Source organism: Psychrosphaera haliotis (assembly GCF_009728465.1).
Classification (GTDB): Bacteria; Pseudomonadota; Gammaproteobacteria; order Enterobacterales; family Alteromonadaceae; genus Psychrosphaera; species Psychrosphaera haliotis.
The window spans coordinates 783966-803451 of sequence record NZ_WOCD01000003.1; the positions used below are offsets into that span (position 1 = coordinate 783966).

18 protein-coding genes are annotated in these 19486 nt (G+C 41.3%); 1 reads left to right on the plus strand and 17 read right to left on the minus strand.

Annotated elements, in window-relative coordinates:
- Positions 1-8: 8 nt before the first annotated feature.
- The 16 genes from lpxC to mraZ form a co-directional block, all read right to left on the minus strand.
- Positions 9-920: a UDP-3-O-acyl-N-acetylglucosamine deacetylase gene (lpxC, locus tag GNP35_RS08385; RefSeq protein WP_155695675.1), complete on the minus strand. Its 912-nt coding sequence runs from the start codon at positions 918-920 to the stop codon at positions 9-11.
- 90 nt (positions 921-1010) lie between these two features.
- Positions 1011-2162 (minus strand): cell division protein FtsZ, encoded by a 1152-nt coding sequence (gene ftsZ, locus GNP35_RS08390; protein WP_155695676.1) that lies wholly within the window; start codon positions 2160-2162, stop codon positions 1011-1013.
- Positions 2163-2187: 25 nt separating this feature from the next.
- A complete protein-coding gene (gene ftsA / locus GNP35_RS08395) occupies positions 2188-3417 on the minus strand; it encodes a cell division protein FtsA (RefSeq protein ID WP_155695677.1) in 1230 nt (409 codons plus the stop codon).
- Positions 3418-3435: 18 nt separating this feature from the next.
- Positions 3436-4182 carry a cell division protein FtsQ/DivIB gene (locus GNP35_RS08400; RefSeq protein ID WP_155695678.1) on the minus strand — a complete coding sequence of 249 codons (747 nt, stop codon included), beginning with the start codon at positions 4180-4182 and terminating at the stop codon, positions 3436-3438.
- A gap of 2 nt (positions 4183-4184) precedes the next feature.
- Positions 4185-5144, minus strand: a complete 960-nt coding sequence (locus GNP35_RS08405) for a D-alanine--D-alanine ligase (RefSeq protein ID WP_155695679.1) — start codon at positions 5142-5144, stop codon at positions 4185-4187.
- Entirely contained in the window at positions 5141-6553 is a 1413-nt protein-coding gene (murC, locus tag GNP35_RS08410; protein WP_155696081.1) for a UDP-N-acetylmuramate--L-alanine ligase, read from the minus strand. The genes GNP35_RS08405 and murC overlap by 4 nt, the downstream gene beginning before the upstream one ends.
- Positions 6554-6586: 33 nt before the next feature.
- Positions 6587-7687, minus strand: coding sequence for an undecaprenyldiphospho-muramoylpentapeptide beta-N-acetylglucosaminyltransferase (murG, locus tag GNP35_RS08415; RefSeq protein WP_155695680.1), 1101 nt, complete (start codon positions 7685-7687; stop codon positions 6587-6589).
- Complete coding sequence (ftsW, locus tag GNP35_RS08420; RefSeq protein ID WP_155695681.1) at positions 7671-8891, minus strand: cell division protein FtsW; 1221 nt, start codon at positions 8889-8891, stop codon at positions 7671-7673. The genes murG and ftsW overlap by 17 nt, the downstream gene beginning before the upstream one ends.
- On the minus strand, positions 8884-10233 hold the full coding sequence (gene murD / locus GNP35_RS08425) for a UDP-N-acetylmuramoyl-L-alanine--D-glutamate ligase (protein WP_155695682.1): 1350 nt from the start codon (positions 10231-10233) through the stop codon (positions 8884-8886). Before murD ends, ftsW begins: the two co-directional genes overlap by 8 nt.
- A gap of 15 nt (positions 10234-10248) precedes the next feature.
- Positions 10249-11331 (minus strand): phospho-N-acetylmuramoyl-pentapeptide-transferase, encoded by a 1083-nt coding sequence (gene mraY, locus GNP35_RS08430; RefSeq protein ID WP_155695683.1) that lies wholly within the window; start codon positions 11329-11331, stop codon positions 10249-10251.
- A gap of 12 nt (positions 11332-11343) precedes the next feature.
- Positions 11344-12780, minus strand: a complete 1437-nt coding sequence (locus GNP35_RS08435) for a UDP-N-acetylmuramoyl-tripeptide--D-alanyl-D-alanine ligase (RefSeq protein ID WP_155695684.1) — start codon at positions 12778-12780, stop codon at positions 11344-11346.
- Positions 12781-12783: 3 nt separating this feature from the next.
- Positions 12784-14361 (minus strand): UDP-N-acetylmuramoyl-L-alanyl-D-glutamate--2,6-diaminopimelate ligase, encoded by a 1578-nt coding sequence (locus GNP35_RS08440; RefSeq protein ID WP_155695685.1) that lies wholly within the window; start codon positions 14359-14361, stop codon positions 12784-12786.
- Positions 14348-16189: a penicillin-binding transpeptidase domain-containing protein gene (locus GNP35_RS08445; RefSeq protein WP_155695686.1), complete on the minus strand. Its 1842-nt coding sequence runs from the start codon at positions 16187-16189 to the stop codon at positions 14348-14350. The genes GNP35_RS08440 and GNP35_RS08445 overlap by 14 nt, the downstream gene beginning before the upstream one ends.
- Positions 16186-16515 (minus strand): cell division protein FtsL, encoded by a 330-nt coding sequence (gene ftsL, locus GNP35_RS08450; protein ID WP_155695687.1) that lies wholly within the window; start codon positions 16513-16515, stop codon positions 16186-16188. Before ftsL ends, GNP35_RS08445 begins: the two co-directional genes overlap by 4 nt.
- Complete coding sequence (rsmH, locus tag GNP35_RS08455; RefSeq protein ID WP_155695688.1) at positions 16512-17447, minus strand: 16S rRNA (cytosine(1402)-N(4))-methyltransferase RsmH; 936 nt, start codon at positions 17445-17447, stop codon at positions 16512-16514. Before rsmH ends, ftsL begins: the two co-directional genes overlap by 4 nt.
- Positions 17448-17480: 33 nt before the next feature.
- Positions 17481-17939, minus strand: coding sequence for a division/cell wall cluster transcriptional repressor MraZ (gene mraZ / locus GNP35_RS08460; RefSeq protein WP_155695689.1), 459 nt, complete (start codon positions 17937-17939; stop codon positions 17481-17483).
- A gap of 409 nt (positions 17940-18348) precedes the next feature.
- Between mraZ and GNP35_RS08465 the strand changes: the two genes are divergently transcribed.
- Positions 18349-18894 (plus strand): BON domain-containing protein, encoded by a 546-nt coding sequence (locus GNP35_RS08465; RefSeq protein ID WP_155695690.1) that lies wholly within the window; start codon positions 18349-18351, stop codon positions 18892-18894.
- Between the two features lie 23 nt (positions 18895-18917).
- Here GNP35_RS08465 and GNP35_RS08470 read toward each other — a convergent pair whose 3' ends face one another.
- The gene (locus tag GNP35_RS08470) at positions 18918-19478 is read right to left on the minus strand and encodes a lysoplasmalogenase (RefSeq protein ID WP_155695691.1); all 561 of its coding nucleotides are present in this window, start codon (positions 19476-19478) and stop codon (positions 18918-18920) included.
- Positions 19479-19486: the final 8 nt, after the last annotated feature.

Genomic DNA, 19486 nt, shown 5'->3' on the forward strand with positions numbered 1-19486 from the left:
AAAGCGTTTTACGCCATTTGTGGAATCGCTGCGGTCACGCCTTCTGGTGCTTCTTCGCCAAAAGTTACGTATTCCCAACAATCTTGCTGCTTCATTAACTCAACCAATACTTTGTTGTTTAAGTCATGGCCAGATTTGAATGCAACAAACTCAGCTAACAGCGGAGTACCTGTCATATATAAATCACCAACAGCATCAAGAATTTTGTGCTTCACAAACTCATCTTCATAACGAAGACCGTCTGGGTTTAATACTCTGTATTCATCTAAAACAATTGCGTTATCCATGTTTCCGCCTAGTGCTAGATTATTGTTACGTAGGTATTCAATATCTCGCATAAAGCCAAAAGTACGGGCACGACTAATTTGCTTTAGAAACGACTCAGCCGTAATGTCTAACTGAATTCGTTGCTTAGACTGTGTGATTGCAGGGTGATCAAACTCAATTCTGAAATCAACTTTAAAACCATCATATGGACGTAACTCAGCCCATTTATCGCCTAAGTCAACACGAACAGGTTTAGTCACTTTAATGTAACGACGTAAGCTGTTTTGCTCAATCACTTCTGCTTGTTGCATCAAGTATATAAATGGTAATGAACTACCATCCATAATTGGGATCTCAGCTGCGTCTACTTCAACAATTAAGTTATCAATTGCTAAACTAGCGATCGCCGCCATTAAATGCTCAGTGGTAGACAAGCGTTGGCCCGCATCATTAATTAAACACGTACACATTTGAGTATCGCCAACCAATTCAGGAGACGACTTAAACTCAGCTACAGGCGTAAGGTCGGTGCGCAGAAATACAATACCTGTATTTTCGGCAGCAGGACGGAGAGTTAATGTAACCTTCTCACCTTTATGTAATCCAATCCCTGTTGATGTAACAGGTGATTTTATTGTACGTTGTTTAATCATATTTACGTGATAAACCTCTTATCTAATACCTAATCTAAAAAGCGGCGCACATTATACGACAGATCAGACCTCAGATCAATAGTACACTTTTTAATCAGCTTGTTTTCTAAGAAAAGCAGGAATGTCAAAGATGCTTTCTGCTTCGTCTTTTTTCTCTTCTGGCTCTAATAATGCTTTTTGCTCAGGCATTGCCTGCGCTGCTGGCTTACTAGCTGTAACCGTCTGAGTATTACCTACTGCATGCGTCATTTGTGGCTGTTGTACCAATGAAATATCAGCACGCTTGTCACCGCCGATGCCAGTTGCTACTACAGTAACACGCAACTCTTCAGCCATGTCCATGTCAATTACAGCACCAACAACAACCGTTGCATTTTCAGATGCAAATGCTTTTACTGTGTTACCAACTGTTTCAAATTCTTCAATGCTGATATCCATACCGGCCGTGATATTAACTAAGATACCTTTGGCACCAGCAAGGTCAATATCTTCAAGTAATGGCGAGGCAATAGCCGCTTCTGCAGCTTCTTGCGCTCTATCAGGACCAGATGCAGTACCTGTACCCATCATAGCCGTGCCCATTTCAGACATCACTGTTTTTACGTCGGCGAAGTCAACATTGATCAATCCTGGACGAGTTATTAGCTCAGCAATACCCTGAACCGCACCTAATAGTACGTTGTTTGCTTCTTTAAAGGCGTCTAATAAACTAGTTTTAGGACCTAATACTTTTAACAGCTTGTCATTCGGAATAGTAATTAGTGAATCAACACTACGAGACAAGTCTTGAATACCGTGATCCGCAAAAGCTAAACGCTTTTTACCTTCAAAGGCAAAAGGCTTAGTAACCACTGCTACGGTTAAAATACCTAAATCTTTAGCAACTTCAGCAACCACTGGAGCGGCACCTGTACCTGTACCACCACCCATGCCCGCTGCAATAAATACCATATCGGCACCTTGCATTGCCGCAGCAATATTTTCGCGATCTTCCAAAGCAGACTGTCGCCCTACTTCTGGGTTCGCGCCAGCACCTAAGCCTTTTGTTACTTCAGTACCAATTTGTAATGTTGTACCTGCAGCTGAATTACGTAATGCTTGCGCATCTGTATTCGCAGCAATAAAGTCAACACCTTCAATAGACTCTTTAACCATGTGGTCAACTGCGTTACCGCCACCACCGCCAACACCAAATACTTTGATGACTGCTTCTTCGTTATGATTATCCATTAACTCATACATTGTCATTCTCTCCGTCTTTAAATTCTTAAAATTCGCCTTTGAACCAACTTGCAATCCGCTGCCACCAATCTTGCGGTTTTTCGTCCTCGTTTGTTTGTTGCTTTTCCATTCCATATAACAACAAACCAACCGCCGTAGCATAGCTTGGGTCTTGCACGTACTCAGTTAGTCCTTTGACGCCAATTGGCGTTCCAATTCGAACTGGCATTTGAAAAATTTGCTCTGCGTAGTCAACAGCACCGGTCATTTTGGCCGTACCACCTGTTAAAACTATGCCTGCAGCAATTTGCTCTTCTAAACCAGATTTTCGAATCTCATCCAAAATCAATTCGTATATTTCTTGATAACGAGGCTCTATAACCTCGGCTAATGTGTGGCGCGACATAATTCTTGCAGGTCGACCTCCAACACTAGGTACTTCAATATTGTCTTCTGAACTGGCTAGGTTTTTATAAGCCACTCCATACTTCACTTTTATATCTTCTGCATGTCCTATTGGCGTGCGGAAAATCTTAGCGATATCATTTGTTACTTGGTTACCAGCAACAGGTAACACTGCTGAATGGCGAATTGCACCATTTGCATAAATAGCGATATCTAGTGTACCGCCACCCATATCAACAACACAAACACCTAACTCTTTTTCATCTTCTGTTAATACTGCATAACTTGAGGCTAACGCACTAAAAATCAATTGATCTTCTTTCAATTCGCAGCGTTCTACACACTTAACAATGTTTTTGGCCATATCATTTGAACAAGTCACAATATGAACTTTAGCTTCCATACGTACGCCAGACATGCCAATTGGGCTTTTAATGCCCTCTTGCATATCAACCGAAAACTCTTGTGGCATAACGTGCAACATTTTGCGTTCAGCTGCCATTGGTACAGCTTTAGCAGCATGTATTACATTTTCAACATCTTCAGCGGTTACTTCAGAGTCATGAATTGGCACCATACCACTCTCGTTTTGACACGAAATGTGCTTACCGCTGATTGCTAAGTAAACTGAAGATATTCTACAGTCTGCCATTAGCTCAGCTTCATTAATTGCGTTTTGAACAGAGCCGATAACGAGGTTTAAGTCGTTCACACCGCCTTTGTCCATACCATGGCTTACATGGTGACCAACCCCAACAATACTAATTTGTTGGTCTGGCGTTATTTCACCAACCACAGCAGATACCTTTGAAGTACCGACATCAAGGCCTACTATTAAATTTCTGTCATTGGCTTTCGCACTTGAACTCATATTATCCGCTTATCGCACTTAGCTTTCGTTATTATTGTTATCCCGCCAAGACACGGCCAAGCCTATGTCGTAGCGTAAATCCACACGAGCGATTTCCTTACCGCTATAGTCAGACAAAAGAGGGTACAAATCAACAAATCGTTGTACCCGTTTCATCTTTTCAGAGCGTCCCAAGTTTAGATGGATACTTCGCTCTAACCAGATCTGCCATGCATATCGCTCTGACAGTACTAGTTCACTTATTTTAAACTGGTGCAAATCCAATAAATGTTGCATTTGCACATAACCTTTTAATACATCTTTTTCATTGCCTTCTGGGCCATATAGTCTTGGCAAGCTCTTTGGTACTTCAACGCCATCGGCATAAAATACATCACCAAACTTATTTAACAGAAGGTCATTGTTCCAAACTGCATATACATCTTGCTCAACCACAAAAACGTGGATTTTCCTTGGCCATTCTTTACGAATCGACACACCGTAAACCCATGGGTTTTCTTCAAGCTTGTACTGCAACTTCGCAACATCCAGGGTAAAAAAACTACCGTCTAACTGCTGCGTAATTTTATTCTCTAATTCATCACGGTTTATATACGATAACTGCCCGTGAATCACGACTTCATTAATAGGTACGTCATTTTTGTTCTGTGCCCATTTGAACAGGCTATTATAACCCCATACAAACAATAAAATAACCGTTAAAAAGAAAACAAATCCAACTAAAAAGCTCGATTTTTGCCACTTTCTAACGGACTTTGTTTTCACCACTAGATTCCCGTCTCTTTTACAGCAATTTCAGGCGCTAAAGTTTGCGACAAAATAGTCATAACTAAGTCATTAAATGACATGCCATGTTGCGCTGCAGACTTAGGGACAAGCGATGATGTTGTCATTCCTGGTACTGTATTTATTTCTAAAAGGTACGGTTGTTCATTCTCATCCAGTAAAAAATCCACTCTTCCCCAACAGGTTGCACCTACTAGTTCAAATGCTTCGACGGCCAGCTCTTGAATACGAGCCGTTAATTCGCCATTCAGCGGTGCTGGGCATAAATATTCCGTGTTTGTACTTTTATACTTCGCTTCGTAGTCATAAAACTCATTTGGCGTACGCATTTCTATTAACGGCATAGCTTGTCCGTCAACGATAGTAGCGGTAATCTCTCGGCCAACTACCCATTGCTCTACCAATACTTCGTTATCAAATTTAAAGGCGGTTTCAATCGCTTTGTTCAATTCTTCTGGCGTACTCGCTTGAGACATTCCAATACTTGAACCTTCATTAGCTGGCTTAACCATCACTCTTCCAGACAAACTGTCTAAAATTGCTTTACTGTCAAAATGCTTACCTTTCTTAACAACCGCAAATGGAGCTGACGGTAAGTCAGCACCTTTAAACAAATATTTACTTCTAACCTTGTCCATTGCAAAAGCTGACCCTTGAGGTCCAGAGCCGGTAAACGGCAAGCCCATTAACTTTAATGCACCTTGTAAACTTCCATCTTCCCCACCGCGACCGTGAAGAACAATAAATACACGGTCAAAGTCTTTATTTATTAAGTCGTCAAGATAGTCAAATTTTGGGTCAAAACCATGTGCATCAACACCAACTTCTTCAAGTGCTGCTAATACCGCTTTACCCGAATTCATAGAGACTTCACGCTCTGCAGATGTACCACCGAACATAACCGCTACTTTTCCAAACTTGGCTACGTCTACTGACTTCATAGTTCGGTTACCTTCAGAAGGTTCTCTACTTTCATGTCGCATTCAATTAACGTTTTAATCACCGAGTTAATATTACCAGCGCCTTGAGTAATAACGACATCACCATCTTGGATAACGTGCGCTAACTGACTAGGCAACTGTTCTGGCTTAGCCACAAAAATTGGATCTATCACGTTTCGCTGTCTTATAGACTGGGCTAAGCTACGACCATCCGCTCCGGCAATTGGCTTTTCGCCCGCAGAATAAACTTCAAGCAATAACAAGCAGTCAACCTTTGATAAAACATGTGTAAAGTCGTCGTATAAGTCACGAGTACGGCTGTAACGATGAGGCTGATAACACATAACAATGCGTTTTTCTGGCCAGGCAGCTCTTACTGCATCTATCGTGGCTGCAACTTCAGTTGGATGATGACCATAATCATCCATCAATTTGACGTTACCTTTGCCAGTTTCAAAGTCACCATATTGTTGGAAACGTCGGCCGATACCTTCAAATTTTTCAAGTGCACTTATTATGTACTTGTCTTCAATGCCTTCTTCATATGAAACAGCAACGGCTGCCGTTGCATTTAATGCATTGTGTCGCCCAGGCAGGTTTAAAGATAATTTTAATGACTTTTCATTGTGAACAACGGTAAATGTGGTTCTAGTTTCGTTTTGCTCAAAGTCACTGATGACATAGTCGTTATGCGCTTCAAAACCATAGGTAACCACTCTTCTACCTAAGTCTTTAGCTAGTTTTAATACTACGGGATCGTCACCACACATTGTTGCTAAACCGTAAAAAGGCAGGTTATGAAGGAAATCAACGTAGGTACGCTTCATTTGTTCAAAGTCACCACCATAAGTTTCCATATGGTCTGCTTCGATATTTGTTACCACCGATATAAGAGGCTGCAAATGCAGGAACGACGCATCGCTCTCGTCGGCTTCAGCTATTAAATATCTGCTTTTGCCTAACCTAGCGTTAGTACCCGCACTATTTAGTAAGCCACCAATAATAAATGTTGGGTCAAGCTGTGCTTCGGCAAAAATGCTGGCAATAAGACTTGTCGTTGTTGTTTTACCGTGTGTACCGGCAATGGCGATACCAAATCTGAATCGCATTAGCTCGGCTAACATTTCAGCGCGGCGAACAATCGGGATACGTTTTTCTCGTGCGGTGATAATCTCTACATTCGTTTCATCAATGGCACTTGAGACAACAACAACACTTGCATTTTCAACACTTTCTTTAACATGGCCAATGGTAATAGTGGCGCCTAAACCTTTGAGTCGCTGCACCACTGCATTTTCATTTATGTCAGAGCCAGTAACTTTATAACCTTCGTTAAGCAAAACCTCGGCGATGCCACCCATGCCTGCTCCACCTATACCAATAAAATGTAAGGTTTGCATGCGGCGCATCGCTGGGTTAACTATATTGTCTTGAATACTCACTTACTTTCTTCCAATAGCTTGGCACAAACTTAACATGCGGTCAGTTGTACTTAAATTTGCATTTTGCCCTGCGCGTTGCTGCATCTCTGATATCAAAGTAGGCGCATGTAATAATTCTCGCAGCACCGCAGGCATTTCTGTATCTAGTTCTTTTTGATCAATTAACCTTGCCGCATCAACTGAAACAAGCCAGTTTGCGTTTGCAGTTTGATGATCATCCACAGCATATGGCAATGGAACGAAAATCGCCGCATTACCCGACGCAGCCACTTCTGAAACCGTAAGAGCTCCAGCTCGACAAATTACAATGTCAGCCCAAGCATAAGCATCTTTCATATCGTCAATAAAATCTGAGATTACTAACTGCTCTTCCGCAAAACCGGCATTTCGATATCCGCGGCTCACCTCATCGGTGTTGTTTTTACCAGCTTGGTGTCGAACTTTTATCGACGCTTCATCAGCAATAAAATGCGCCAACAAACCAGGCAATTTTTGATTAAAAACTCTAGCGCCTAGACTACCACCAATCACTAAAATATGTTTCGCCGATTGTGCGTTAATCAACCGTTTAGGCAATTTATTTAGGCTACTTATTTCGTCTCGAACTGGGTTACCAATTACTTCAAACTTTTCGCTATTAGAAACAGGTTTCGACAACGGAAAAGCTAATAGTGTTTTTAACGCTATTTTACTTAAATAACGATTTGTCATGCCCATGACCGCATTTTGCTCATGAAGCAACAATGGTATGCCCAATGACTTTGCTGCAATGCCACCGGGACCAGATGCGTAACCGCCAAAACCCACAACAATATCTGGTTTTAACTCAGCCAATATTTTTCTTGCTTGCAAAAAAGCGTTTAACAGCATGAATGGCATAGACAAGAGTCGCTTTATACCGTTACCGCGAACACCTTTAACATCAATAAAGTTAATATCAATATTATGTTTAGGAACAATATCGGCTTCCATTCTATCGGCCGTACCAATCCAGCTTACTTGCCAGCCTTTAGCTTTAAGTGCATTTGCCAAAGCGATACCAGGGAATATATGTCCACCAGTGCCGCCAGCCATAATTAAGGCTTTAGGTGATGTGTTCATAATCGGCACCTTCTTCTGATATAACTTCTAATTCAACGTCTTCTTTTTGGCGCAGTTCGTAGTCAATACGAAGCACAACCGCCATGGCTATACTAAATAATATGAGGCTACTACCGCCGTAGGAAATAAAAGGTAATGTTAAACCCTTTGTTGGCAGCAGCCCGGTGCTTGCACCAATATTAACAAATACCTGAAAAGCGACCCAAATGCCGATAGCATATGCAAAGTAACCGTTGTAGTGCTCTTCTTTTTCCATGGCTTTTGAGCCGATACGAAGAATTCTATGAACTAACACACCAAGTACAACAACAAGAATCGACAGGCCAACAAAACCTAATTCTTCAGCAATAACAGCGGCAATAAAGTCAGTGTGTGCCTCAGGTAAGTAATCAAGTTTTTGAATTGAATTCCCTAATCCTAAACCAGCCCAGTCACCTCGACCATAAGCCATTAATGACTGTGTTAACTGATAGCCTGAGCCAAATGGGTCAGCCCAAGGATCTAAAAATGAAGTTACCCGACGTAAACGATAAGGTTCTAATAAGATCAAGCTAACTACGGCCATCAAACCTGAACCTATAAGTGCGATAAACTGCCAGATTCTAGCTCCAGCTAAAAATAGCAACGCCATGGTTGTTACAAACATAACAATAACAGTACCTAAATCAGGCTGTTGTAGAAGTAGTACCGCTAAAACAGTAAACACACCCAGTGGTTTCAAAAAGCCTTTAAAATTTTCAAGCAGCTGCTCATGTTGCCTAACCATGTAACCAGCTAAAAATGCGAAGAAAAATAACTTTGCGACTTCCGCCGCTTGCAGATTAAAAATACCGAGAGGCAACCATCGACGACTACCATTCACCGTATTACCAACCAGTAAAACGAGTATCAACAGAACAATAGCCACTAACAACAAATGCATATTGTACTTGCGCCACCACTCCATCCTAAACATGAAAACCACAGTCATAGAAATCAATGAGATCGCAATAAAAACAGCGTGCTTGATAGAAATGTAATACTCATTGTTATAAAGCTTTTCGGCAACGGGCATAGACGCTGACGTCACCATAATCCAACCAAAGCACATTAAACACAATGTCATCAATAGTAAAAAACGGTCATAAAATTGAGGCTCTAAAACCTGCTCTTCTTTGGTTTTATGACGGGCTAAATTAACTAATCCAAATCCTATTTTATTCATGGCCATCACCACTTGATAAATGGTGAATAGCATCAATAAATGCGGCCGCTCTTGCTTGATAATTACTAAACATGTCGATACTTGCACAAGCCGGTGACAACAAAACAATATCCCCTGGTTTTGATTGTGCGTAGGCCTTTTGAACGGCTTCAGGCATTGATTCTACTAAGGTTAATGACGAGTCATCAACAAACTGAACAAACTGCTGTTTGTCTTTACCTAAGGCCACCACGTGTTTTACGTAATTTTGAATGTCGAGGGATAATTCACTAAGCTCAGCACCTTTGGCATCACCACCAGCAATTAATATTACATTCTTATTTGCCGCTAGACCGTTAATGGCAGCCTGACATGACGCAATATTTGTAGCTTTAGAGTCATCAATAAATTTAACGTTATTCAACTCAACAACAAACTGACAACGATGCGTTAAGCCCGAAAATACTGACAAAGAGTCTATGTTACTTTTAGCATCTATACCTACAGCGCTTGCTAAAGCCAAAACAGATACTGCATTTAGCCCGTTATGATGCCCAGCTAAAGCAAAGGTAGAAAAGTCTGCAATAACTTGCCCGTTCTGACAAAGAGTCTGTGTGTCAGGGACGTATTGCCAATCAGCTTTCTCTAAACCAAAGGATTGAGCATGTTCAGATTGATTCCAAGTTAGCTCATCATTGGCGTTGTAAATTTCAAGTTTAGCGTGCTTATAAATTTTACGTTTACTGGCCGCGTAATCTTCAAAACTCTCATATCTGTCCAAATGATCTGGCGATACGTTCAGTACCGTAGCGGCTTCGCACTTAAGGCTTTCCGTTGTATCCAACTGAAAACTTGAAAGCTCAATAACAAAAACATCAACCGCTTGGTCAATAACATCTAAAACCGGCACACCAAAGTTACCGCATACCACCGCTTTTTTACCGACTCTATTCAAAAAATCAGTAAGCCAAGCTACAACGGTAGATTTACCATTCGACCCTGTCACCGCTAACACAGGCTTAACATTTACTCGAGCAAACAGTTCAACATCACAAAATACTTGCACGCCATTCTTGATGGCATTACTAATGGCTGGCGTTGTTAAGCTAATACCCGGGCTTATTAACAAATACTCGTATCCATTAAATTGCGTGTCAGTAATATTGCCAAATTGGGTGTTTAGCCCATCAAATAACTCAGAGTTTTTTGCGCTACTTGCGGCTTCAAACTTACCGTCAAATACATCAGGTTTAATGTCATGCTTTTGTAAATACCTAAACATAGACATACCAGTAAGCCCAAGGCCAAATAAGGCAACCTTGCTTGCTTTTAACTGTTGTAATATCTCTGCTTGCTGGTACATGACGTTCCTAATTTATTAGCGAAGTTTAAGCGTGGCGATGCCAACTAAAACAAGCACTAAAGAAATAATCCAAAATCGAACAATAACGCGAGGCTCTGGCCAACCGCTCAACTCGTAATGGTGATGAATAGGCGCCATTTTAAACACACGTTCGCCTCTTAATTTGTATGAGCCTACCTGCAAAATCACCGAAAGCGTTTCCATTACAAATACGCCGCCCATGATAACCAGCACTAACTCTTGGCGAACCAACACAGCAATAATGCCTAATGCGCCACCTAATGCTAAAGAGCCAACATCGCCCATAAATACTTGTGCTGGGTAAGTGTTAAACCATAGGAAACCGAGTCCAGCACCAACAATGGCCGTACAAACCACCGTTAATTCATCGGCTAAAGGTATATAAGGAATGTGTAAATATTCAGAGAAGTTAACGTTACTTGTTACGTAGGCAAACAAGGCCAAAGCACCTGCTACCATTACCGTTGGTACAATAGCTAAACCATCAAGACCGTCAGTTAAGTTAACGGCATTACTTGTTCCCACTAAGGTGAAGTACACCACTAATAAATACATCATGCCTAACTGCGGCATAATATCTTTGAAAAATGGCACTAGCAGTGCAGTTTCTTCAGGGCTTTGCGCAGTTGCATACAAGTAAACTGCTACACCAATGGCAATAATTGACTGCCAAAAATACTTCCAACGCGCGATCAAGCCCTTGCTGTCTTTACGAATCACCTTTCGGTAATCATCAACAAAACCAACAATGCCGTAACCAACCACAACAACAAGTACAACCCAAACATACTTATTGTCTAAGTCAGCCCAAAGTAATGTGCTAACAACAATGCTTGCCAAAATTAACAAGCCGCCCATCGTAGGCGTACCTGCTTTACTAAAATGGCTTTCCGGACCGTCATCACGAACGGTTTGGCCAATTTGCATTTTTTGCAATCGACGAATTAACTTAGGGCCAAAGTATAAAGACAAACCCATTGCCGTTAATACGCTCAAAATCGCTCTAAAAGTGAGGTAAGAAAAGACATTAAAGCCCGAATGAAATTGTGTTAAATATTCTGCCAACCAAACTAACATAATGTACCTACCTTAAATCCTATTCTGCTGGTTATCTGCAATAACTTGCTCAACCACGAGTTCCATTTTGGCACTACGTGAGCCTTTCACCAGTACAGTGATATTGCCATTCGGTTGTTCTGTTAACTGCTGTTCTATGTAACTATTTATTGTGTCTGTTAATGCTTGTTTTGATGAAAAGTGAATGCCTTTTGATTTAAGAACATCCGATGAGCTCTGACTTAATACACCAAAAGAATATAGCTGATGGATACCTTTATTTAGCGCATATTCGCCAACTTCTGCATGCAATTTAGTTGACTCATGGCCTAGCTCAGCCATGTCACCTAAAACTAAAACTTGTTTGCCTTTATAACTTGCTAGCAGATCAATGGCCGCTTTTACGGACTGAACATTCGCATTGTATGAATCATCGATTAGTAGTACTTGGTCAGAAACAGGTTTTAAGTTTACACGCCCTTGAACGGCAGCCATTTGAGCCAAACCTAATTTGATATCTTCTAACGTTGCACCTAATTCAATGCAGGCAGCCGATGCAGCCAATGCGTTTTTCACGTTGTGCTCACCCGGAAGTGTAAGGTCAATACTGATGCTGTTGCCTTGATATTGAAGTGTAAATGACGCGCAACCAGTTTTGTCCAACTTAATGTTAGTGGCTGTGATGCCATTATCTTGCTGTTGTACTTCAGCATTTAGGCCAAACTCAACCACTCTACCTGGCACTTTTTCAAACTGCGCTGATAATTTATTAAGCCAATAGTCTTTATGCTCTGAGTCACCATTGACAATCGCCAAACCATTTTCAGTTAAGCCATTAAAGATTTCGCCTTTGGCTTGTACCACACCAAATATGTCGCCAAACCCTTCTAAATGCGCTTCAGCTACGTTGTTTAAGATCGCTACGTTAGGCTTGGTTAGGTTGGTGGTATAAGCTATTTCACCAATATGGTTAGCACCTAACTCTACAATGGCAAACTCATGCTGTGGCTCTAAGCGCAATAACGTTAATGGCACACCAATTTGGTTGTTAAAGTTACCATTAGTGGCTAACACTGAACCTTTTAATGACATAATTGCCGCGCACATTTCTTTAACTGACGTTTTACCCACACTGCCTGTCATGGCGATAATCTTAGGGTTCACTTCACGTGCTACCGCCGCACCAAGCTGTCCCAGCGCAATTAGCGAATCTTCTACCACAAACTGAACGATGTCAGTGTCTACTGGACTTTCGACAATAACGGCAACCGCCCCTTTGTCTTTTACTTGAGCAACAAATTTAGTGCCGTCGAAGTTTGGGCCTTTTAACGCTAAAAAAATCTGGCCTGGCTTTATTGCTCTGCTATCTGTGGAAATTTCTCCAATGGCAGTGGTTAAATCAACACTGTCAGTGCCCGTTGGTGAAACACCAAGCACTGTTGTTAACCATTGTAAGTCTGCCTTAATCATATTCTACCCTTTCAATTGGCTTGCACTTGCGCGCCTAGCCATAAAACCTGCGGTAAACGCACGTTCGTCATAATCTATCTTTTGATCACCAATAATTTGATAATCTTCATGTCCTTTCCCTGCTATTAAAATTGCATCTTCCTGATTGGCTCTAGATACCGCTAACTCAATGGCGAGTTTACGATCATATTCAATACTGACATTTTGAGGATTCTTAAAGCCCGCCATAATACCTTGAACAATTGTTTCCTGATCTTCAGTTCTAGGATTGTCGTTAGTCACAATAATATGGTCGGCATAGCGCTCTGCTACTTCCGCCATTAAAGGTCTTTTACTTGTGTCTCTATCGCCGCCACAACCAAACACTAACGTCAGTTCACCCGACAAGTGCTCTTTTACCGCTCTAAGTGACGCTTTTAATGCATCAGGTGTATGCGCGTAATCAACAATTGCGATAGGTTGATTAGGCTCAACAAAAAGCTCTAAACGCCCCGGCACAGGCTTTAGCTTTGCATAAGCACTGCTATCAAACGCCCAACCTGACAATAAAGAAGTCGCAAAAACAGCGGCGATGTTCATGGCATTAAACTCACCATACAAAGGTAAATCTAAAGATGTTGTCTCTTTGGAACCCGACAATTGCCATTCAATTTCCAAATGCAAACCATACGACTGGCATTCAACCGTTTTAACCCAAACATATTCGCTATAAGCGGCCACACTTTCGGACTGACCATAAGCAACTAGCCTGGTTGGTTCTGTTACTAAATGTCCTAACTTTTCACCATAACTATCATCAACATTAATCACAGCTACTCGAGGTTGGTAATCAATAAACAACTTAGCTTTTTCAGCGAAGTATTGCTCCATCGTACCGTGATAGTCTAAATGCTCATGAGTTAAGTTGGTAAAGACTGCAATATCAAAAGTTAGCCCTGCTACTCGCCCTTGAGCTAGAGCATGGGACGAAACTTCCATTGCTGCCGCTTTAAAGTTGGACTCTGAAAATGTAGATAACAATTTGTAAACGTCTGTTATGCCTGGTGTCGTATTGTTTGACGGTACTAGATTATCTATATGTCCAGTACCCATTGTGCCAATGACTGCGCAACCGTTTTGTGTCTTTAATTTGGTGCTATCCATGTCGGCTATTTGTGCTAACAAATGGCTAATGGACGTTTTTCCGTTTGTACCGGTAATTCCAATAACGGGTAACACGTCACTTTGAGCAAAATAAAAATGCTGACAAAGCGCCGCTAATTCATCTCGAAGATTTTGTACGGTTTTGATAAATACGTCAGCATGTGGCGCAAAGTCGTCTGGTAAATGACACTCTGCATCAATTAATACCGCATCTGCACCTTTGTCTATCGCGCTTTTTATAAAGTCAGCACCATTTAAGTCGTGGCCAAATAACGCAACAAAAATATCGCCTTTGGTAACTTGTCGACTGTCCTGTACTAAACGACGAGAAAGCATCGACTCATGCGATGCTTTGTTAGGTGTTTGGTTTTGTTTAATATTCCTGAGTAAATGTTCATTTAACTCATGAATAATTTGTTCTGCTTTAGTTAACATCATCGCGTCTCCGCCTAATGTCTGCTAACTGAATTTTTTTATCACCAACGGCATCAGGTGCAACGTTTAATATTCGTAACGTTTGTCGCATTATTCGTCCAAAGGTTGGGGCCGCGGTTTCGCCGCCATAATAATAATCACCTTTTGGATCGTTGAGCACCACTACAACAGCTATCTTAGGGTTTGATACCGGACCAACACCAGCAAAGGTATTAACGTAATCATGACCGTAACCACCCGCCATTGCTTTTTGACTTGTGCCTGTTTTACCAGCAACACGATAGCCTTTCACCATGGCATTTTTACCTGAACCATCAGCTGAAATAACGCTTTCCATCATGCCCAAAACATTAAAAGCAACATCTTCACCAACAATCCTTTCTGCTGGCTTTTCTATGCCTGTTTGCACAATTGATAATGGTCGACTTACGCCACCGGCACCAATAGTGGTATACATTCTTGCTAACTGTGCGGCGGTAACAGAAATACCATATCCAAACGACAAGCTGGCTATTTCAGAGTCAGACCAACGTCTTCTGTCATTAAATAAACCGGTGCTTTCGCCTACCAAGTCCACACCACTGCTATCTACTAGACCCATTTTATAAAACAGACCTAAAAATGAATCTTTAGGTGTTGATAGTGCAAGTTTTGTAGAGCCCATATTAGACGAATACTTAAGCACATCCGCTAGGCTTAACATGCCTCTGTTTCTAGGATCTGAAATACGACGTCCGCCAATTCTCATGTAACCCGGTGAAGTATCGACTAAATCTAACGTGCCATATGAGCCATATTCCAACGCATTAAGCACAGAAATAGGTTTCATTGTTGAACCAGGTTCAAATGTGTCGGTAATTGCTCGGTTTCTGAAGCGATGCATAGAGACATTCATACGATTATTCGGGTTAAATGACGGGCTATTTACCATCGCTAAAACTTCAGCGGTTTCTACATCAACAACAATTGCACTGCCTGACGCTGCTTCGTAGGTTTGCACCGCTTTTTTCAATTCTTGATATACCGCACTTTGAATACGTTGATCTATTGTGAGAGCAATATCTTGCGGCTCAGATCCCTTTTGCTCTTCAAGTACCTCTATTTCACGGCCTTTAGCATCTTTTATGACTTTGCGTTTGCTCGGCGTACCAACCATCCAGTCATTGTGGCGAAGCTCAACACCTTCTATTCCTTTGCCATCAATGTTTGTGAAGCCAACAACGTGAGCGGCAATCTCGCCAGCTGGATAATAACGTTTTGACTCTTCGCGTAGCCTTACACCTGGAATTCTTAATTGTTGAACATAATCAGCAACCACTGGATTGGTTTTACGCTTTAAGTAAATAAAGCGTTTGTCTTGATTGTTTGTGATACGCGCTAAAAGTTCGTGTTCTTCCATTTGAAGCACTTTAGCTAGCGCTTTCCAGCGAATATCGGTATCAAAATCTGGATAATCTAAAACGCGTTTTGGGTCAGCCCAAATAGTTTGAACCGGGACACTAACCGCTAGCTCAACGCCATTTCTGTCGGTGATCATGCCACGCTGTACTGAAGATTGTTTTACCCGAACGGTACGTTTGTCGCCTTCTTGAATGAGTTTTTCTGGTTGGATAATTTGTAAGTAAGCCGCACGGCCAATAACGGTACTAAAGACAAGTACCAAGCAGGTAATAACAAATTGAAAACGCCAACGGTTAACAGATGGCTTGGTTAATTGCTTTGCTTGTTTAGTTTGTTTGCTCGATTTTAGGCCAGACTTAGCCTGAGCGCCTTTCTTGGTGCTACGTTTGGTTGTTGTTTTTTTATTCTTATTATTCAACCAGTCCTTCATGGCAACGTAACTACCACCTCTTGTTCTGATGTTGGACGATCCATTTCTAAACGTTCACGAGCAATGTTTTCAACGCGGCTGTGTTCAGCCAACGCTCGTTGCTCTAATAACAAATGGCGCCAACGCAAATCTATGTCATCACGCTGCTGCAGCAAAACGTCTTGCTGTATTACCATTTGTCTATTTAACTGTGCCCAATGCACCACTGCCAAAGCAGCGACAACATTGAGCAGCAGAAGCCCCACTGTAAGCTTATGCTTACTTAAGTCGCTGAGAATATAGCGAGCTAATTGAGTATCAACGACATTTTTTATTGTTATGTTCATGTCGACAATCTTTCAGCTATTCTCAGGACGGAGCTGCGCGCACGGCTATTGCTAGCAATTTCTTGTTCCGATGGCTTAATTGCTTTGCCAATCGGTTTCATTTTTATACCTTTATTTAACTCTTCTTCGGTCACAGGCAAGCCTCTAGGCACTTGTTTGCCTTGGCTTTGCTTGCGGATGAATTGCTTAACAATTCTATCTTCCAAAGAATGAAAGCTAATCACTGACAGTCGACCGGTAGGCTTCAAGACTTCTAACGACGCATCTAACGCGCGCTCTATTTCCACTAACTCGCTATTTATATATATTCTTATTCCCTGGAAGGTGCGAGTAGCAGGGTGTTTCTTCTCAGCCTTACTCTTTGGTACAGTTGCAGCCACTAAATTAGCTAAATCGGTTGTCGTAAGAATCGGAGATTCTTCTCGCGCAGCAAGGATCTTTCTTGCTACACGTTTCGCAAACTTTTCTTCACCATAATTTTTTAACGCAAAAACAATATCTTCTTCTTCGGCTTTGGCTAACCAATCCGCCGCAGAAATACCACGGCTATAGTCCATTCTCATGTCTAACGGACCTGGCTTCATAAAGCTAAATCCTCGGTCAGCTTCATCTAACTGAGGCGATGACACTCCTAAGTCCATTAGAATACCGTCTACTTTGCCTACAACATCGTGCTTTTGTGCCACAGCAAGAAGTTCAGAAAACGGTGTATGCTCAATGGTAAAACTTGGGTTGTCGGCAAAACGCTTTGCAGCTTCTATTGCCGTTGGATCACGATCGATTGCTATTAAACGGCCATTTTCATTTAGTTGACTTAAAACGTGAGATGAGTGTCCACCTCTACCAAAGGTACAATCGATATAAATCCCATCAGGCTTTATGTTTAAGCCATTAATGGATTCTTCTAATAATACCGATACGTGTGCTGTCATTATTGCTGCCGTTTAATTTACTTAGATTTATATTTAGAACGAAAATTCTTTGAGTCGATCTGTCATTTCATAATCGCCTTCTAGCTCCGCTGCAATATCTTCTGCCATTTGGGCATGCCACTGTTCTTCCGACCACATTTCAAACTTATTAAGTTGTCCGGTTAAAACAATCGATTTTTGCAACTCGGCGTGTTGACGTAATTGGGCAGGTAATAAAATGCGGCCTGCTTTATCCATATCAACTTCATGTGCATTACCTAGTAATACACGCTGAACACGTCGTTCTTGAGCATTCATAGAAGATAATTGACGTAACTTAAATTCAATTTCTTCCCACTCAACTAACGGGTATAACAACAAACACGGCTGGTGCAGATCTACAGTACAAACCATTTTACCTTCAGACTCAGACAGCAAAAGCTCACGATATCGAGTTGGTATCGATAATCGTCCTTTACTGTCTAATGATAAGGTATTTGCACCGCGAAACATTGTCGCTCCATTTTGTGGTTGTTATTTCCACTGTTATGTTTGGGACTGGGTACCAATATATCCCACAATTTCCCACTAACACACAGTTTAGGCTTCCACTCAACATATTGTCAAGCTAATAAGCGGCAAGATTTTGCCGTAAAGAACCTTTAAAATAAGGCTTTTTAGTAAGACACTGAAAATTGTGGGAAATAGTGGGGAGTAGGTATTTCGCTTTAGCCTGCAAGATTTACAACCTCCTACGTAAATGTTTCATACAGCATCCAGTACCCCAATAGCAAAAACAAATAAATTCATTTACTTTCAGTAATTTATAAACTGGCACAAAGTTGGCAGGAGCTAGAATGAACAAGCAGGCGTACCCTCGAAGCATTTAGGTACGCAGATGATTATCATTAAGGAGACGTTTATGAATAAGTTAACTAAAACTTTATCAGCAGTAGCAGTGATTAGTGTATTGGGCCTTTCTTCACAAGCCGAAGCTAACGACTGGAAAGACAAAAGTAAAGATGCATGGATAGACGGCAAAGCTGAAACCGTTTTACTCATGAATACAAACCTAAACTCCTTTGACATTAATACAGACGTAGAAAAAGGTGTGGTGATTTTAACGGGTAAAGTCGACAGCGAAGTTGAGCGAGACCTAGCCGAAGAACTCATCGAGTCATTAGATGGCGTAAATAGCGTGGAAAATGAACTCACCGTCATGAACAAAGACAAAAGCAGTTTTGGTAATACCATGATGGATGCCAAAGTCGCCACGGTATTAGAAACAAAATACTTACTAGAGTCTGAAGTTTCAGCAACAGACATTGATATTGAAGCCGAAAACGGCGTCGTTAAATTAAGCGGCATGGTATCTAGCGATGCAGAGCATGACTTAGCCATCGCCATTGCAAAAAATACTGATGACGTGAAGCGCGTTATCGATGAATTAGAAGTAACTGAAGAATAATGTGATACTCTCCATATTGCCCGCTATATGCGGGCTTTTTTTTGCCCTTTTACAAAACCCATTACTAGTAAAACCTGCGCTAAGTAATAGGTTGTCATTATGCTCACACCCTCTGCTGGAACCGTTACCACAAACTTGTTAGTCGCTATAATGCTGTCGGACACAACAAACGTTAATGCTCCAAGTGTTATAAGAGGGTTTTGGTTTTTTAAGCCTAAAGTGCTCATGGCCATTGCGAATATGACCAACATATAAAATAGAACCGGTATTAATAAAGTGTCAGTTTTTGGCAAAACAAAAGCCATCATCACTATAAAATACGTTACAAACGACAATGTCATTTTGTTTGCTGCAAAGGTTGGCTTTTTATAATGGCAAATTAAAAATAGGTAAAACACATGCGCAACAAAAAATGCAGACAAGCCAAATACAAAGCTATTGTTTATGGGAAGCGCTAAAAGAATGTCACCCGCGGCAGAGAAGGCTAAAGCGCCTAACAACAGCAACCTGAACTTACCGGCTAGTGAAAACCAAACAAAACCAATTAGCATAAAAATAGGCAAGGCTTTATGAAGATATTGCAATGGATAGC